18 protein-coding genes are annotated in these 16,483 nt (G+C 67.0%); 12 read left to right on the top strand and 6 right to left on the bottom strand.

The window, feature by feature from the left end:
* The first annotated feature begins 74 nt into the window (after window positions 1-74).
* The 6 genes from ACP7AR_RS09450 (at window position 75) to ACP7AR_RS09425 (ending at window position 3,436) form a co-directional block, all read left to right on the top strand.
* On the top strand, window positions 75-377 hold the full coding sequence (locus tag ACP7AR_RS09450; protein WP_426185053.1) for a rhodanese-like domain-containing protein: 303 nt from the start codon (window positions 75-77) through the stop codon (window positions 375-377).
* The gene (locus tag ACP7AR_RS09445; RefSeq protein ID WP_426185051.1) at window positions 374-631 is read left to right on the top strand and encodes a glutaredoxin family protein; all 258 of its coding nucleotides are present in this window, start codon (window positions 374-376) and stop codon (window positions 629-631) included. Before ACP7AR_RS09450 ends, ACP7AR_RS09445 begins: the two co-directional genes overlap by 4 nt.
* Entirely contained in the window at window positions 631-930 is a 300-nt protein-coding gene (locus ACP7AR_RS09440; RefSeq protein WP_426185049.1) for a Dabb family protein, read from the top strand. The genes ACP7AR_RS09445 and ACP7AR_RS09440 overlap by 1 nt, the downstream gene beginning before the upstream one ends.
* A 125-nt stretch (window positions 931-1,055) precedes the next feature.
* Window positions 1,056-1,874, top strand: coding sequence for a basic amino acid ABC transporter substrate-binding protein (locus ACP7AR_RS09435; protein WP_426185047.1), 819 nt, complete (start codon window positions 1,056-1,058; stop codon window positions 1,872-1,874).
* Window positions 1,875-1,898: 24 nt separating this feature from the next.
* Window positions 1,899-2,684, top strand: a complete 786-nt coding sequence (locus ACP7AR_RS09430; RefSeq protein WP_426185045.1) for an amino acid ABC transporter permease — start codon at window positions 1,899-1,901, stop codon at window positions 2,682-2,684.
* Window positions 2,681-3,436 carry an amino acid ABC transporter ATP-binding protein gene (locus ACP7AR_RS09425; protein ID WP_426185043.1) on the top strand — a complete coding sequence of 252 codons (756 nt, stop codon included), beginning with the start codon at window positions 2,681-2,683 and terminating at the stop codon, window positions 3,434-3,436. Before ACP7AR_RS09430 ends, ACP7AR_RS09425 begins: the two co-directional genes overlap by 4 nt.
* Window positions 3,437-3,524: 88 nt before the next feature.
* Here the strand turns inward: ACP7AR_RS09425 and ACP7AR_RS09420 are convergent, their stop codons facing one another.
* From ACP7AR_RS09420 to aspS, 6 genes are all read right to left on the bottom strand, one after another.
* Window positions 3,525-4,604 carry an ABC transporter ATP-binding protein gene (locus ACP7AR_RS09420; RefSeq protein WP_426185041.1) on the bottom strand — a complete coding sequence of 360 codons (1,080 nt, stop codon included), beginning with the start codon at window positions 4,602-4,604 and terminating at the stop codon, window positions 3,525-3,527.
* Entirely contained in the window at window positions 4,601-5,395 is a 795-nt protein-coding gene (locus ACP7AR_RS09415; protein ID WP_426185039.1) for an ABC transporter permease, read from the bottom strand. The genes ACP7AR_RS09420 and ACP7AR_RS09415 overlap by 4 nt, the downstream gene beginning before the upstream one ends.
* Window positions 5,392-6,309 carry an ABC transporter permease gene (locus tag ACP7AR_RS09410; protein WP_426187702.1) on the bottom strand — a complete coding sequence of 306 codons (918 nt, stop codon included), beginning with the start codon at window positions 6,307-6,309 and terminating at the stop codon, window positions 5,392-5,394. The genes ACP7AR_RS09415 and ACP7AR_RS09410 overlap by 4 nt, the downstream gene beginning before the upstream one ends.
* A gap of 5 nt (window positions 6,310-6,314) precedes the next feature.
* Window positions 6,315-7,466 (bottom strand): ABC transporter substrate-binding protein, encoded by a 1,152-nt coding sequence (locus ACP7AR_RS09405; RefSeq protein ID WP_426185037.1) that lies wholly within the window; start codon window positions 7,464-7,466, stop codon window positions 6,315-6,317.
* 137 nt (window positions 7,467-7,603) lie between these two features.
* Window positions 7,604-8,110 (bottom strand): GNAT family N-acetyltransferase, encoded by a 507-nt coding sequence (locus ACP7AR_RS09400; RefSeq protein ID WP_426185035.1) that lies wholly within the window; start codon window positions 8,108-8,110, stop codon window positions 7,604-7,606.
* 148 nt (window positions 8,111-8,258) lie between these two features.
* Window positions 8,259-10,040, bottom strand: coding sequence for an aspartate--tRNA ligase (aspS, locus tag ACP7AR_RS09395; RefSeq protein ID WP_426185033.1), 1,782 nt, complete (start codon window positions 10,038-10,040; stop codon window positions 8,259-8,261).
* Between the two features lie 60 nt (window positions 10,041-10,100).
* Between aspS and ACP7AR_RS09390 the strand changes: the two genes are divergently transcribed.
* The 6 genes from ACP7AR_RS09390 to ccsB all read left to right on the top strand — a co-directional run bounded on the left by ACP7AR_RS09390 (window position 10,101) and on the right by ccsB (window position 16,235).
* Window positions 10,101-10,730 (top strand): histidine phosphatase family protein, encoded by a 630-nt coding sequence (locus tag ACP7AR_RS09390; RefSeq protein ID WP_426185031.1) that lies wholly within the window; start codon window positions 10,101-10,103, stop codon window positions 10,728-10,730.
* Between the two features lie 147 nt (window positions 10,731-10,877).
* Window positions 10,878-12,131, top strand: coding sequence for a glycosyltransferase (locus tag ACP7AR_RS09385; RefSeq protein ID WP_426185029.1), 1,254 nt, complete (start codon window positions 10,878-10,880; stop codon window positions 12,129-12,131).
* A gap of 9 nt (window positions 12,132-12,140) precedes the next feature.
* Window positions 12,141-12,791 (top strand): TlpA family protein disulfide reductase, encoded by a 651-nt coding sequence (locus ACP7AR_RS09380; protein ID WP_426185027.1) that lies wholly within the window; start codon window positions 12,141-12,143, stop codon window positions 12,789-12,791.
* The gene (locus ACP7AR_RS09375) at window positions 12,788-13,543 is read left to right on the top strand and encodes a cytochrome c biogenesis CcdA family protein (protein WP_426185025.1); all 756 of its coding nucleotides are present in this window, start codon (window positions 12,788-12,790) and stop codon (window positions 13,541-13,543) included. The genes ACP7AR_RS09380 and ACP7AR_RS09375 overlap by 4 nt, the downstream gene beginning before the upstream one ends.
* The gene (gene resB / locus ACP7AR_RS09370) at window positions 13,524-15,251 is read left to right on the top strand and encodes a cytochrome c biogenesis protein ResB (RefSeq protein ID WP_426185023.1); all 1,728 of its coding nucleotides are present in this window, start codon (window positions 13,524-13,526) and stop codon (window positions 15,249-15,251) included. Before ACP7AR_RS09375 ends, resB begins: the two co-directional genes overlap by 20 nt.
* 9 nt (window positions 15,252-15,260) lie before the next feature.
* Complete coding sequence (gene ccsB, locus ACP7AR_RS09365) at window positions 15,261-16,235, top strand: c-type cytochrome biogenesis protein CcsB (RefSeq protein ID WP_426185021.1); 975 nt, start codon at window positions 15,261-15,263, stop codon at window positions 16,233-16,235.
* Window positions 16,236-16,483: the final 248 nt, after the last annotated feature.

Here is a 16,483-nt window from a genome sequence, read left to right as displayed (position 1 = left end):
CTTCGGACGGGCGCTTTGTGTCTGTGGGCGCGAGTTTCCGCAACACCTCGAGTTTCCACAACAGGGGAGAAGCCATGAAGTCGATCACCATCGCCGACCTCGCGACACGCGAGAGCACGCCGCTCATCGACGTGCGTGAAAAGGACGAGTTCGCTGCGGGGCATGTGCCCGGAGCGGTGAACATTCCGATGTCCGAGTTGGGCAACCGACTCGAAGAGCTTCCCGCCGAAGCGTTCGACGTCATCTGCCAGGCCGGTGGCCGCTCCGCACGCGTCGTGCAGGCGCTCGAAGCGCAGGGGCACGACGCCACGAATGTCGAGGGCGGCACCGGCGAGTGGATCGCCTCGGGTCACCCGGTCGAGGTTCCTTCGGCGTGACGACCATCACGGTCATCGGCAAAGCCGGGTGCCATCTCTGCCCCACTGCGCTCGCGATCGTCGAGACCGTCGTCGCCGATCTGCCGGACGAGATCGGCGACCGTATCGAGATCGTCGAGAAGTCGATAGAAGACGACCCCGCCCTGTACGAGTTGTGGTGGGAGAAGATCCCCGTCGTGCTCATCGACGATGAACTGCACGCGCACTGGCGGGTCTCGCCCGACCGGTTGCGCCAGAGGCTGGAGGAAATCTGATGCTCAGGCACGTGGTCACCTGGAAGCTCGCAAGCGAGGACGCTGTCGAGCGCGGCGAACAGGCTGCAGAGGTCGCGCGTCGCCTCAACGCGCTGGGTGACGTCGTGCCCCAGTTGCGCTCGATCTCCGCGGGCGCCAACTCGGTGTATCCCGATGCCAATTGGGACGTCACTCTCGTCGCGGATTTCGACTCGGTCGAGGCGCTGGAGCAGTACCAGGTGCACCCAGCGCACGAAGAGGTCGTCGCGTACGTGCGCTCGGTCGTCGCAGGTCGAGTGGCTGTGGACTTCGAAGTCTGAGGGCACTGCGCACGGAGTGAAACGGAAACGTAACCTCGTTGATCGGTCGTTGCGGCCCTCGTCGTGTTTAGATGATCTGCATACCCGTCCGTGGGCGTTCTCGCCCCAGTCATCCTGGAGCGGTCATGCCCCGTCGTCGTAATCTCCTCTTCGGTCTCGCGCTTGCCGCGACCGCCACCCTGGCTCTCTCCGGTTGCGCGAGCGGCGGAGGTGACGCCGGCGGCGATGACGCACCGGCCGGTGAAGACTACGGCCTCATCGAAGCCGGCACGCTCACGGTCTGCTCCGACATCCCTTACAAGCCGTTCGAGTTCGAGGACCCCAACAGCGAGACCGGATACTCGGGATTCGACATCGATCTGCTCGGCGCCGTCGCGGAGAAGCTCGATCTCGAACTCGCAGTGCAGGACGTGGGCTTCGACGCGCTGCAGTCCGGCACCATCCTCGCTGCCGGCCAGTGCGACGTCGGTGCCTCCGCGATGACGATCACCGAGGAGCGCCAGGCGAACATCGACTTCGCGGACTCCTACTACGACTCACTGCAGTCGCTCCTGGTGCGCGCCGACTCGGGCATCAAGTCCATCGAGGATCTCGACGGCAAGACCGTCGGCGTCCAGCAGGGTACGACCGGTGAGGCGTACACGAAGGAGAACGCCACCGGGGCCGAGGTCGTCTCCTACCCGTCCGATGGTGAGCTGTGGCCGGCACTGCAGGCCGGCAACATCGACGCGATCCTTCAGGACCAGCCCGTGAACATCGAGCATGAGAAGGCCGATTCGGCCTACAAGATCGTCGAGGAGTACGACACCGACGAGTCCTACGGCTGGGCATTCGCGAAGGGCGAGCGCGCCGAGCTGATCGAGGCCGTCAACGAGGCACTGCAGGAACTGCGTGACGACGGAACGTACCAGGAGATCTACGACTCCTACTTCGCGGCCGAGTAACCAGGGCGGTTGCGGACGATGGCGATGAGGCGCACGACGCGGACGAAGCTCTACCGGTTCACGATGTATGCGATCTTCATCGCCATCGTCGTGTGGGTGGCGTTGGCGACCGACTGGGTGAAGATCACGACGGTCTTCTTCAACGTCGAAGTGGCGATCAAGCAGTTCCCCAACATCATCGTGATCGCGCTGCGCAACACGATCCTGTTCACGCTGATCGCGTTCGTCGGCGGAGCGATCCTCGGAGTGCTGTTCGCCATCATGAAGCTGTCGAGCGTCGGGCCCTACCGGTGGTTCGCCACGGCCTGGATCGAGCTCTTCCGCGGGATGCCGGCGATCCTGACGCTGTTCATCATCGCCTACGGCCTGCCGATCGGCCTGGGTTTCCAGATGCCGGGTGGCGCGATCGTCTCCGGTCTGCTCGGCCTCATCATGGTGTCGTCCGCCTACATCGCAGAGGTCGTCCGCTCAGGCATCCAGGCGGTGCCCAAGGGGCAGACGGAGGCTTCACGGTCGCTCGGGATGTCGCCGATGAAGACGATGTTCTGGGTCGTGCTCCCGCAGGGGTTCCGCATCATCATCCCGCCGATGACGAATGAGTTCGTGCTGCTGCTGAAGGACACGTCGCTGCTGTTCGTCGTAGGCTCCACGCTCGCGACCAAGGAGCTCACGACGTTCGCTCGTGATGCACAGTCGGTGGACGCGAACTCGACTCCCCTGATCATGGCGGCACTGCTCTACCTGGTGGTGACGATCCCACTCACGCGGGCGGTCGCATGGCTCGAACGAAAGATGGCGAAGCAGCGATGAGCACAGATCTGATCGATGTCCAGGCCCCGGCGATCGAGGTCCGAGGACTGTTCAAGAGCTTCGGCGACAACGAGGTGCTCAAGGGCATCGACCTCACGGTGACGCCCGGCGAAGTCGTCTGCGTCATCGGTCCGTCGGGTTCCGGCAAATCGACTCTGCTGCGCTCGGTGAACCTACTAGAGGAACCCACGGGCGGCAGCATCATCATCGAGGGGATCGACGTCACCGATCCCGACGTCGACATCGATCGGGTGCGTACGCGCATCGGGATGGTGTTCCAGAGCTTCAATCTGTTCCCCCACCTCGATGTACTCGGCAACCTCACCCTCGCGCAGCGACGTGTGCTGAAGCGCTCGAAGGCGGATGCCGACGAGATCGCGCACGAGATGCTGGCGCGGGTGGGCCTCAGCGAGAAGGCCGACGCCTTCCCCGGACACCTGTCCGGCGGTCAGCAGCAGCGAGTCGCGATCGCCAGGGCGCTGTGCATGAACCCCGACATGATGCTCTTCGACGAGCCGACCTCGGCGCTCGACCCCGAACTGGTGGGAGAGGTGCTGCAGGTGATGCGGACGCTCGCCGACGAGGGGATGACGATGCTCGTCGTCACGCACGAGATGGGCTTCGCACGCGAGGTCAGCTCGCGGTTGATCTTCATGGACGGCGGCGTGATCGTCGAAGAGGGCGAACCGCGCGAGGTTCTCGCGAACCCGCAGCATCCGCGCACTCAGGACTTCCTCTCCCGCGTTCTCTGACCTCCGGCGAGACCCCGTCTTGTCGCCGAGACCCCCTGCTGCAGACGTTCGCAGCAGGGGGTCTCGGCACGAACCCGGGGTCTCGGGGTCAGGTTGCGCGCACGGCCACGGGGACGGGCTCGACGGCGAGGTGGACGCGGTCACCGAAGGCCGGATGCTGTCGGGCATCGTGCTGCACGCGCACCAGCTCTCCGGCATCCGTCTTGACGAGCGTGCGACGGATGCTGCCGAGGAAGGTGCTCTCCTCGACGACGCCGCCGATCGCGGCATCCGCCTCGCCGGAGAACCGCAGGTTCTCGGGGCGCAGGTGCACCTGGACCAGACCCTCGGCCGGTGCGTTGGTGGGCAGCTCTCGTCCCCACACCGTCACGCGATCACCCGACGCGACACCGGAGACGACGCTGGAGAGCCCGACGAAGGCGGCGACATGTGCCGTCGCAGGCCGCAGGTAGAGCTCCTCCGGAGTGTCGATCTGATCGATGCGTCCGGCATCCATCACCGCGATCCGATCAGAGACGGCCAGCGCCTCCTCCTGGTCGTGGGTCACGAACACCGTCGTGATGCCGAGGCGCAGCTGGATGCGGCGGATCTCGTCGCGCAGCTGCACCCGCACCTTCGCATCGAGCGCCGACAGCGGTTCGTCGAGCAGCAGCACGCGCGGCTCGGTGACCAGCGCCCGCGCGAGCGCGACGCGCTGCTGTTGCCCGCCGGAGAGCTGGTGGGGGAACCGATCGGCGAACCCTTCGAGTCCGACCAGCGCCAGGGCGTCGAGAGCGCGTCGACCAGCCGCCGCCTTGCCCACGCCCCGACGACGCAGCCCGAACGCGGTGTTGTCGTCCACGCGCAGGTGGGGGAACAGCGAGTACGACTGGAACACCATGCCGATGTCGCGCTTGTTGGTCGGAATGCGGGAGACGTCCTGACCACCGAGCAGCACGGCCCCGCCGTCTGCGCTCTCCAGGCCGGCCAGCACCCGCAGCGCCGTGGTCTTGCCGCAGCCCGATGGACCGAGCAGGGAGACGAACTCGCCGGGCGCGATGTCGAGGTCCACGCCGTGCAGCACGCGGTTCGCGCCGTAGCTCTTCTCGATGCCCTGGAACTGCACGCGAGTCCCCTCGCCGGCCTCGGCGAGCAGCACGTTGTCAGCGGTGGCGGGTAGAGCGGTCATGAGCGGGCCTTTCGGTTGCCGCGGGCGGCGCGGCCGATGATGAGCAGCAGCAGGAAGCAGAACAGCAGCGCGAGCAGCGTGAAGATCGCCGGGGCGTATGCGTCCTGCTTCTGGACGACGACCATCGCGGTCTGGAACACCTGACGGTTGAGCAGGGAGGCGATCGTGAACTCGCCGAGCACGACGGCGATCGAGATGAGGGATGCTGCGAGCAGACCCTGGCGGATGTTCGGAGCGAGCACCTTCACGACCACGACCGGCCAGCTCGCGCCGAGCGATCGGGCAGCCTCAGACAGCGTCTTCAGGTCGGCGGCGTCGATCGACGCCTGGATCGAACGGAAGGCGAACGGCAGCACGGTGATGCCGTAGGCGAACGCCAGCGTCCACGTGCCGGTGCCGAGCGTCCGGCCGATCTGCAGGTAGATCGGCGAGAGCCCGACGACGAGCACGATCGCCGGGATCGAGATCGGCAGCAGCACGGTGAACTCGAAGAACGGCTTGAGCTTCGGGAAGCGCAGGTTCACGAGGATCATGGTCGGTGCCAGCAGCAGGAGCACGATCAGGACCGTGATGAAGGCGAGTACGAGCGAGTTGCCGAGGCCGGTCCAGATCGGCCTGATCGCCGCGGATGCCGCTGGGTCGAAGAGCGCGGCCCAACGTTCGAACGACAGGCCGCCGTCCGGGCTGCGGAGCGTGTACAGCAGGGTCGACACCAGCGGGATCGCGAAGAAGGCGCCGATGAGGATGCCGATGATCCACCGGGTCGCGCGGGAGGGCCCGTGGCGGTTCATGACTGCCACCTCGCTGCTCGGCGCTGGACGAGCGAGTACAGCGCCATCACGATGCCGACCACGACGATCATGCCGAGCGCGAGGGCCCCTGCGAGGTTCTCACGGCCGAGCACGGTCTCGCTGGTGAGCGCTGCGCGGATCTGCAGCGGAACGATCTGCGAGCCCTGACTGGCGAGGGCGGCGGCGGTCGCATAGGACGAGAACGCATTCGCGAACAGCAGCAGCAGGCTGGCGAGGAACGACGGCGCGAGAACCGGGATGCCGATGCGCAGCCAGAAGCTCGCGCGCGTGCCACCGAGGGTGAGGTTCGCTTCCGTCCACTGCGGCTTCAGCGCTGCGAGAGCCGGCATGAAGGTGATCACCATGAGCGGCACCTGAAAGTAGACGTACGGCATGATCAGACCCGGGACCTCATAGAGCCACATGCCGTTCTCGTAGATGTTCAGCCCGAACGCGTCCTGCAGGAACAGTGTCATCACCCCCTGCGCGCCGACTGTGGCGATGAAGGCGAAGGCGAGCATGACCCCGCCGAACTGCGCGAGCACACCGGCCGCTGCATCCACGCTCGAGCGCACCGTGCCCTGCGGATTCATACCGAGCAGGGCGTAGCAGACGAGCGCTCCGGCGACCGCGCCGACGATGGCGGTGAGCAGCGAGAGCCCTGCGGAGTTCGCGAACGTGTTCAGCACGACGGGATCGGCGAGGGCGGTGACGTTGGTCCACGTGAATGCGCCGTCGTCGGCGAAGAACCCTGAGCCGACGGCGAGGATCGTCGGGACCGCGAGGAACATCAACACGTAGGCGGCGAACGGCATGAGTCCCAGCCACGCCAGGGACATGCCCGACCGCCGGACCGTGCGAGACGGCCCGGCGGTGGAGGGGGCGGATGCCGCAGCATCCGCCCCCAGGATCATCGAGGTCACTGGACCGCCGCTGCCCACTTCTCGCCGAGCAGGGTGCCGGCGTTGGTGCTCTGCTCTTCGGTCGGGACGACCGTCTCCTCCGGAACCTCGGGCAGCGCTGCCGCGAGGTCGGCGTCGATCGTACCGGCCTCGGTCATGGCCTCCATGCGTGCCGGACGTGCCCCGCCCTTGAGCCACAGGTTCTGCACGTCGTCGCTGTACAGGAACTCCTGCCACAGACGGGCAGCCGCCGGGTTCGGAGCGTCCTTGTTGATGGCCTGGTTGTAGTAGCCGGCGTACCCGGTGCCGTCGAGCACCGCGACCTTCCAGTCGGGGTTGTCAGCACCGGCGGCGGCGTTCAGGTAGTCCCAGTCGAAGACGACAGGTGTCTCACCGCTGGTGATGGTCGCTGGTGTGACGTCGACCTTGAGGAAGTTGCCGGCCTTCTGCAGCTCGCCGAAGAAGTCGATTCCGGGCTGGAAGTCGTCGAGCGTTCCGTCGGACTGCACTGCGGCGAGGCCGACGGCCGCGAACGCGGCGCCTGCCTGGGTCGGGTCGCCGTTGATCGCGACCGCGCCCTTGTAGTCGGCGCCGAGCAGGTCATCCAGCGAGCCGGGCTCGTCGAACTTCGAGGAGTCGTAGCCGATCGACATGTATCCGCCGTAGTCGCCGACGAACAGGCCGCTCGGCTCCTTGAGTGCGTCAGGGATCTCGTCCCAGGTCTGCACCTGGTACGGCGCGAACTGGTCCGTGCTGGAGAGCGCGACGGCGAGGCCGAGGTCGAAGACGTCGGGGGCGGTGTCGAGGCCCTCGTTGGTCTCCGCCGCAGTGATCTCCTCAGCGCTCGAGATGTCGGGCGACTGCTCGTTGATCGTGATCTCGGGGTAGGTCTCGGTGAAAAGGTCGAGGATCTCGCCGTAGTTCGCCCAGTCGCGGGGGAGGGCGATGACGTTGAGCTGGCCTTCGGCCTTGGCCGCGGCTTCGAGGTCTTCGAAAGAGCCGAAGTCCTCGATGGACGTCGCGGTCGCGGCATCCGCGCCGGGTTCTGAGCCGCCACCGGCACCGTCTCCGCTGGCGGTATCGGCAGCACAGGAGGTGAGAACGAGGGCGGCGGTCGCGGCAAGGGCGATGCCTGCGACGAGCCGCGTGCGACGGGCAATGGTGGCCATGGGGAGTCCTCTCGGTGTCCGGCCGCGGGTCGGCCGGAATCGGGTTGCGAGAGGAAACTATTGCGCCCGGATGACGTGCGGGCGCGGCTCCGGTGAACGGAAGGTGTCGGGTCAGTGGCAGGTGGGCGCGACGACGTTCACAGCGTGTACTTGAAGCCGACGTGGGAGCCGGTGTATCCGAGGCGTTCGTAGAAGCGATGCGCGTCGGTGCGGGCGGCATCCGAGGTGAGCTGGATCATCGACGCGGTCAGTGCCGGTGCGGCAGCGTCGGCCACCCAGCGCATCACGGCCGATCCGATGCCGGATGATCGCAGGTCGCTGCGCACTCGGACGGCCTCGACCAGCAGTCGCCGCGAGCCCCGGCGCGCCATGCCGGGGATCGACGTGAGCTGCAGGGTGCCGACGACAGTGCCCTCGAGGTCGACGACGAGCAGATCGTTCGACGGTTCCGCGAGGATCTCCCGCAGCGCCCCGGCGTACGCCGGACGATCCGCATCGGATGCCACGTCCCCGCGCGCTGCGCTGATCGGATCGTCCGCGAGCAGCGTGATCAATGCATCCGCATCCGCAGGCGTCGCCCTGCGCAGGATCGCGCGTCCGGCGCGGGAGTCGAACGGATACGGCAGGGGCAGTGCATCGAGCATGCGCTCATTGTCTCAGCGTCGAGGCGGCCCGCGACGTCACCTGACCTGTCGCCGAGACCCCTGGATAGCGCCGAGACCCCCTGCTGCAGACGTCTGCAGCAGGGGGTCTCGGTGACAAGGCGGGGTCTCGGCGAACACCGAATGCGGGTCAGGCCTCAGCGGGCTCCGGGACGAAGTCGACGCCGGCCTCGGCGCGTTGCGCATCCGTGATCGGCGCGGGAGCGCTGGTCAGCGGGTCGAAGCCGTTGCCGGTCTTGGGGAACGCGATGACCTCGCGGATCGACTCGGCCTTGGTGAGGTGCTGCAGCACCCGGTCCATGCCGAGCGCGATCCCGCCGTGCGGCGGGGCGCCGAACTTGAACGCGTCGAGCAGGAAGCCGAACTGCTCGTCAGCCACCTCATCGCTGATACCCATGACCTCGAACACGCGCTTCTGCACGTCTTCGCGATGGATGCGGATCGATCCGCCACCGAGCTCCGACCCGTTGCAGACGATGTCGTACGCGTAGGCGAGCGCTGAGCCGGGGTCGGTGTCGAACGTGTCGGCGAACTCCGGCTTCGGGCCGGTGAAGGCGTGGTGCACGGCCGTCCATGCCCCGGCGCCGACGGCGACGTCACCGGATGCCACGGCATCCGCCGCAGGCTCGAACATCGGGGCGTCGACCACCCAGGTGAACGCGAAGACGTCGGGGTCGAGCAGGCCGAGCCGGCGTCCGATCTCCACGCGGGCAGCTCCCAGCAGGGCGCGGCCGTCCTTCGCGGATCCGGCGGCGAAGAACACGCAGTCGCCTGCCGCGGCGCCGACGAGATCGGCGAGACCGGCCTTCTCCGCGTCGGACAGGTTCTTGGCGACAGGGCCGCCGAGCGAGCCGTCCTCGTTGAAGAGCACGTACGCGAGGCCGCGAGCACCACGCTGCTTCGCCCAGTCCTGCCAGGCATCCAGCTGCTTGCGCGGCTGCGATGCGCCACCGGGCATGAGCACGGCGCCGACGTAGTCGGACTGGAAGACGCGGAACGTGGTGTCCTTGAAATACTCGGTCGCCTCGACGAGCTCGAGGCCGAAGCGCAAGTCGGGCTTGTCCGAGCCGTACTTCGCCATGGCGTCGGCGTACGTGATGCGCGGCAGTGGAGTGTGCACCTCGACACCGATGGTCGCCCACATCGCGGGGATGAGCTCCTCCATCAGAGCGATGACGTCTTCCTGGTCGACGAAGCTCATCTCGATGTCGAGTTGGGTGAACTCCGGCTGACGGTCGGCGCGGAAGTCCTCGTCGCGGTAGCAGCGGGCCATCTGGTAGTACTTCTCCACGCCGCCGACCATGAGCAGCTGCTTGAACAGCTGCGGGCTCTGCGGCAGGGCGTACCAGCTGCCGGGGTGCAGGCGCGCAGGCACGACGAAGTCGCGGGCGCCCTCCGGAGTGGAGCGCGTCAGCGTCGGGGTCTCGACCTCGAGGAAGTCGCGCGCGTGCAGCACATCGCGGATCGCCTTGTTCACGTCGGAGCGCAGACGAAGAGCGGATGCCGAGGACGGGCGACGCAGGTCGAGATAGCGGTGCGCGAATCGCACGTCCTCGCCGACCGTCTCACTGTCGCCGAGGCCGGTGGAGACCTGGAAGGGCAGGGGAGCGGACTCGTTGAGCACCTCGACAGCGGTCGCGATGACCTCGATCTCGCCGGTGGGCAGGTTCGGGTTCTCGTTGCCGGCCGGTCGGGCGGAGACCGTGCCCGTGACCTTCAGCACGAACTCGCTGCGCAGCGGGTGCGCAGTCTCCTCATCGCGGATGACCACCTGGGCGATGCCTGACGCATCGCGGAGATCGATGAACGCGACTCCTCCATGATCACGACGACGATCGACCCAACCCGTGAGGGTGACGGTCTGACCGATGTTCTCGGCTCGCAGGGAGCCGGTCGTGTGAGTTCGCAGCATTCCGCCATTCTACGTGGGTGCTCGCGGACGCTTGCGGCCGAGCCTCCCTAGACTGGGGCCATGCCCGCCGAACGTCTCCATCTGGTCCGCCACGGCGAAGTTCACAACCCCCAACGCGTGCTCTACGGCCGACTGCCGCACTATCGGCTGAGCGATGACGGACGGCGAATGGCACAGGATGCTGCCGAGTACGTCGCCGGGCTCGGCCGTACGGTGACCTCTCTGCACTGCTCTCCGCTGCAGCGCGCGAGGGAGTCGGCAGAACCGTTCGCCGAGATCTTCGGGCTGGATCCGATCATCGACGAACGGGTCATCGAGCCCACGAACGTGTTCGAGGGCACGCGCATGAGCCGGTCGTTGCGCGATCCGCGCAACTGGTGGCATCTGCGCCGGCCGTCCGTGCCGAGCTGGGGCGAGCCATACGCATCGATCGCCTCCCGGATGGAAGACGCCATGCACAGCGCCTGGCGCGAGTCCAACGGCGGGGATGCCGTGATCGTGTCGCATCAGGCGCCGATCTGGATCGCGCACCTGCGCGTCGCCGGGCTGGCGTTGCGGCATGACCCTCGCACGCGCCGCTGCGCACTCTCGAGCGTGACGTCCTTCGAGCGCGTCGGTGACGTCTGGCGCGAGGTCGAGTACGCGGAACCGGCAGCGACCGGCGACGCGGTCGACGTCGGGGCGGTCTGAGCGCCCCGTGACGGCGGGCGCGCGACGCCCCCTACCGAAGAGGCACGCGATCGGTCGAGAAATGGCACCGCAGATGGACGCGCCAGGGGCGGTCTCGTCGTAACGTCGAGGACAACAAGCTGTCCACAACGAAAAAGGACGTAGACGATGACGAGTACCGCGTCTCCCGAGCATCCGACTGAACCACTGCGCGTCCTCATCGCCACAGACACGTTCCCGCCGGACATCAACGGCGCGGCCCGGTTCGCCCGCGATCATGCGGTGCGCCTCGCTCGCCGCGGACACGACGTGCATGTGATCGCGCCCTCGCCGACGTTCTCGGGACACTCCGGGCCCACCATCATCGACGGCGAGACGATCCGGGCGCATCGACTGCGCAGCGTGAAATGGCCGTCGCACGAGTGGCTGCGGATCGCTCCGCCGTGGGAGGTGCGCCGACGTGTCGGTCGAATCCTCGACGAGGTCCGCCCCGATGTCGTGCACGTGCAGTCGTTCATCGGCATCGGTCGAGGGGTCGCGTACGAAGCGCACGCGCGCGGCATCCCGATCGTGGCGACGAATCACGTGATGCCGGACAACCTCGCCTCTGTCGGCGGGCTCCCTGGCCGCATCGTCCCCGCGGTGACGCGACGCGGCTGGAACCTGGCTGCCGCGGTCTACTCGCGTGCGGACGTCGTCACGAGCCCGACCCCGATCGCGGCTGATTACCTGGAACGCAGCATCGGCATCGCAGCTGTCACTCCGATCTCGTGCGGCGTCGACCTGCACCGCTTCACCCCGAAGCAGGCGAAGCCCGAACAGCGCAGCATCCTCTTCGTCGGGCGTCTGGATCCCGAGAAGAACCTTCCGACGCTGTTGCGAGCGATCGCACTGCTCGACCACGACGTCGACGCGCACCTCGACATCGTCGGCGGAGGCTCCGAGCGGGCCGTTTTGGAGCAGCTCGCCGCACAACTCGGTGTGTCAGATCGCGTGCGATTTCACGGACGCGTGACGGACGAGCAGCTTGTGACGCTGCATCATGAGGCGACCGTTTTCGTCATGCCTTCGCCCGCAGAGCTGCAGAGCATCGCGACCCTTGAGGCATTGGCATCCGGGACCCCCGTCGTCCTTGCCGACGCGATGGCTCTCCCGCACCTCGTCCACAACGGCGTCGAGGGATATCTCGTCCCGACCTACGACGCCGCGGAGTTCGCCCGCCAGATCTTCAGGATCTTGAGTCTCCCCGAGGACGACTACCTGACGATGAGCGGGCACGCCGTGCAGCGGGCCGTTCAGCACGACGCCACGACGATCGTCCGGCGATACGAGGATCTCTACCGAGGCGCCGGCACCCGCCGCGCCGTGCGCGCCGAGTCAGCGCGCACAGAGTACAGGGGCCGCATAGATTCCCGCGTCTAGACTGGGAATGTGCCACTCGCCTCGACGATTCGACCGATTCGCAGCGGCCGCTCCTCCCGTACTCGACGCTCCGGTCGTGTGGTCGGAGCCGCGCTCGCCGCGCTGTTCGCCGTCGCTCTGACGGCCTGCGCGCCCGATCCGGTCGCTGAGCAGTATCTCTCCGGCGACGACAAGGGATACATCTCGGCGGATGGTGCCGTCGTGGAGATCGCCCCGGAAGATCGTGGCGAACCAATCGTCTTCGGCGGGGTGACAGAAGACGGTGAAGAGTTCCGCAGCGCGGACATCGCCGGCGATGTCACGGTCGTCAACTTCTGGTACGCGGGCTGCGCTCCTTGCCGCGTCGAAGCGAAGGATCTCGAATCGGTCTGGCAGGCGAACGAGGATGAGGACGTCTCCTTCGTCGGCGTCAACATCTACGATCAGGCGGACACGGCGAAGGCATTCGCCGAGACGTACGGGGTGACCTACCCGAGCCTCATCGACGTCGACAGCGGCGAGGCGAAGCTCGCGTTCGCCAGCGACGCGCCGCTGCAGGGAACGCCTTCCACTCTCGTGCTCGACAAGCAGGGGCGTGTGGCAGCCCGTATCGTCGGTCCGCTCGATGGTCCGTCCATCCTCTCCACGCTCGTCAAGGACGCGCTCGCGGAGAGCGCGTGAACACCCAGGAGCTGATCGGCTCAGGAGCGCTCTGGCTCGCGATCCCTGTCGCGATGCTCGCAGGACTCGTGTCCTTCCTGTCGCCCTGCGTGCTTCCGCTCGTGCCCGGCTATCTGGGATTCCTCGGGGGCGCGGTGGCTCCTCGCTCGTCGAACGGTTCGGCCTCTCAAGCCGGCCGCAGCCGCCTCGTGCTGGGTGTTCTGCTGTTCATCCTTGGCTTCACCGTGGTGTTCGTCGCGTGGACGGTGCTCGGCGGAATGACCGGGCACTTCTTCGTGCAGTGGGGCGAACTGATCACCCGCATCCTGGGCGTCGTCATCATCCTGATGGGTCTCGTCTTCCTCGGCCTCTTCGGATTCGCGCAGCGGGAGTTCCGTTTCCAGGTCGACTCGAAGGCCGGAATCATCGGCGCCCCGTTGCTCGGGCTCGCGCTCGGCATCGGCTGGGCCCCGTGCATGGGCCCGACGCTCACCACGATCGTGTCGCTGTCATGGAACGTCGGCGACCCGTGGCGCGCCTCCTTCCTCGGCCTGGCGTACAGCCTCGGTCTCGGCATCCCCTTCCTGCTCGTCGCTCTCGGCTTCAGCTGGGCGACCAGAGCGGTCGGGTTCCTGCGCCGGCACATCCGTGTCGTGAACATCATCGGCGGCGTGCTGCTGATCCTCCTCGGCGTGCTCATGGTCACCGGTATCTGGACGCGCATCATGTCGCAGTTGACGGCGGTGATGGGCAGTGTCATCCTCCCGCTCTGATCCCCGAACCGACCAGAAGGATGCCGTGACGTCTTCCGATCCGCTTCGTCCGTCCGACCACATCGACGGCGACGACTCCGCGATCACTCAGCCCCGCCTCGGCTTCATCGGTTGGCTGCGGTGGGGGTGGCGCCAGTTGACGTCGATGCGCACGGCGATCATCCTGCTGCTCGTGCTCGCGATCGCCGCGATCCCCGGCTCGATCTTCCCGCAGCGGATGGCCGACCCCAACGGCGTCACGCAGTGGCAGAGCGACAACCCCGACCTGTTCCCCGTGCTCGATGCGATGAACATGTTCGACGTGTATCTGTCGCCATGGTTCTCCGCGATCTACCTGCTGCTGTTCATCTCGCTCGTCGGCTGTGTCATCCCGCGCATCAAGCACCACCTCAAGGCGCTGCGCGCGCGTCCACCGCGGACGCCGGCACGTCTGGGACGGCTCGAGGATCACCGCGAGGCGACGCGCGACGCGACGGATGCTGAAGCAGAAGCCGCACGCTCGATCGATGTCGCCCAGAAGCAGCTCAAGGCGCTCGGATACCGCGTCGAGCGATACGACAAGGGCCGCACGTATTCGGTGTCCGCCGAGCGCGGGTACTGGCGGGAGACGGGCAACCTCGTCTTCCACCTCGCGCTCGTCGGCGTCCTTCTCGTCGTCGGCATCGGCGGCAGCTTCGCGTACACGGGGCAGCGCGTCGTCGTCGAGGGGCAGACGTTCGTCAACACGCTGCTCGACTACGAGTCGATGAACCGCGGACGCTTCGTCAGCGACGACGCCCTGTCGCCGTACGCGATGACCCTGGATTCCTTCGACGTCACCTATCAGGAGTACGGCTCCGCAGCATCCGGCCAGGCGGGTGACTTCTCCGCGAACGTCTCGGTGCGCGAGAGCGGTGAGACCCGCGAGGAATCCGTGCGCGTGAACCATCCGCTGAGCGTCGCAGGTGACAAGATCTACCTGCTCGGAAACGGTTACGCCCCGACTCTCACGGTGCGTAACGCCGATGGCGATGTCGTCTACAGCAATTCGGTGCCGTTCCTGCCCCAGGACACCAACCTGACCTCGCTCGGCGTCGTCAAGGTGACGGACGGGATGCCGGAACAGCTCGGCATCGCCGCCTTCTTCTACCCGAGCGCGGCAAGGCTCGACACCGGTGCGTTCGCGTCTGCGCACGGCGACCTCCTGGCCCCACTGCTCACCCTCGACGTCTACGAGGGGGACCTCGGCATCAACGAGGGGACGCCCCGCTCGGTGTACGTGCTTGACACCGAAGAACTCACGAAGCTCACCGGGCGGACCACCGACGTCGACTCCATCGAGCTGCAGCCAGGGCAGACGGCGGATCTGCCCAACGGCCTCGGGACGATCACCTTCGAAGACGAGTCGCCCGCCGGCGCGACCGATTACACGCAGTCGGTCAAGCGGTTCGTGTCACTGCAGATCCATCACGACGATTCGGCCGTGTGGGTGCTCGTGTTCGCGCTGCTCGCCCTCGCCGGCCTCATGCTCGCGCTGTTCGTGCCGCGTCGGCGCATGTGGGTGAAGGCGACCTCCGCCGACGGGACGGTCACCCTCGAATACGCGGGTCTGGCACGCGGCGAGGATCCGACTCTCGCCTCGGCCGTCGAAGACCTCGCCGCGGGTCACGCGAGACTGCTCGATGACCCTCGCCGCTCCACCACCTCTGAGAAGAAGCCTCGAAAGTAGACTGGGACCATGCCCGACCTCGATTCCCTCTCGATCCTGTTCATCTGGACGGCTATCGCGATCTACGCGGCGGCGTTCGTCGCCTACACGTTCGATCTCGCGCGTCGATCAGAGGTCAGCGCCGATGCGCGTCTCGCGCGCGAAGCCGTGCTGGTCGGCTCCGGCGGCGGATCGACCGTGGCAGCCGAGGATGCGGCATCCGCTGAGCCCGCGAAGCCGCGCTATGTGATGGCGCGCATCGGCACCACCCTGACCTGGCTCGCGTTCGCGTTCCATCTCGCCGCCACGGTGCTGCGGGGAATCGCCGCGGAGCGCGTGCCGTGGGCGAACCTCTACGAGTTCGCGATGATCGGCACTCTGCTGGTCGTCCTGGTGTACCTGCTGGTGCTCACACGCATCGATCTGCGCTTCCTCGGCACCTTCATCACCGGCCTCATCGTCGTGCTGATGGGCTCCGCCGCGCTCAGCTTCTACGTCGGCGTTGTGCCGCTGATGGATCCGCTCAAGAGCGTCTGGCTCGTGATCCACGTGTTCGTGGCGTCGCTGGGAACTGCGTTCTTCGCCCTCACCGCGGCGCTGTCCGGCCTGCAGCTGATGCAGCACAGGCGCGAGCGTCGCATCGCTGAGGAAGCGGAGAAGACCGGACCGTCCTTCCTCGCGACGCTGCCAGGCTCCGAGCGCCTCGAGGGGCTGGCCTTCCGCTTCGCGATCGTCGGGTTCATCCTCTGGACCTTCACGCTCATCGCAGGATCGATCTGGGCGCAGGACGCCTGGGGCCGATACTGGGGCTTCGATGTCAAGGAGACCTGGACGTTCATCATCTGGGTGCTGTTCGCCGGGTACATCCACGCACGGGCGACACGTGGCTGGCGGGGCAGCCGGTCGGCGTGGCTCGCGATCATCGGCTTCACCGCCGTGATCTTCAACTTCACGATCGTGAACGTCTTCTTCAAGGGTCTGCACGCCTACTCCGGCCTGAGCTGAGGGGCGCGCTCGCGCCGCCCTCGCGGCCCGCGGCTGCGGCGCGGATCGGCCGCGGCATCCGCTCACGGCATCCGCTCACGAGGTGGCGCAACACGCCGCATCGTGTGAGCGTTAGCGACCATCAGCGACACCCTTCGACATGGAGTCGTTCGTAAGGTGGCGCAACACGCCGCATCGTCCGACGGGATGCGGCATCCAACGACACCTGCCGAAATCGGCGGATGCTCGCGCCCAGCTCGCGCCCAGCT

The sequence above is a fragment of the Microbacterium sp. TWP3-1-2b2 genome (assembly GCF_049896145.1).
Lineage (GTDB): Bacteria > Actinomycetota > Actinomycetes > Actinomycetales > Microbacteriaceae > Microbacterium.
The sequence above is the reverse complement of the archived record's forward strand: the minus strand, read 5'-3'. Positions and strand labels throughout refer to the sequence as shown.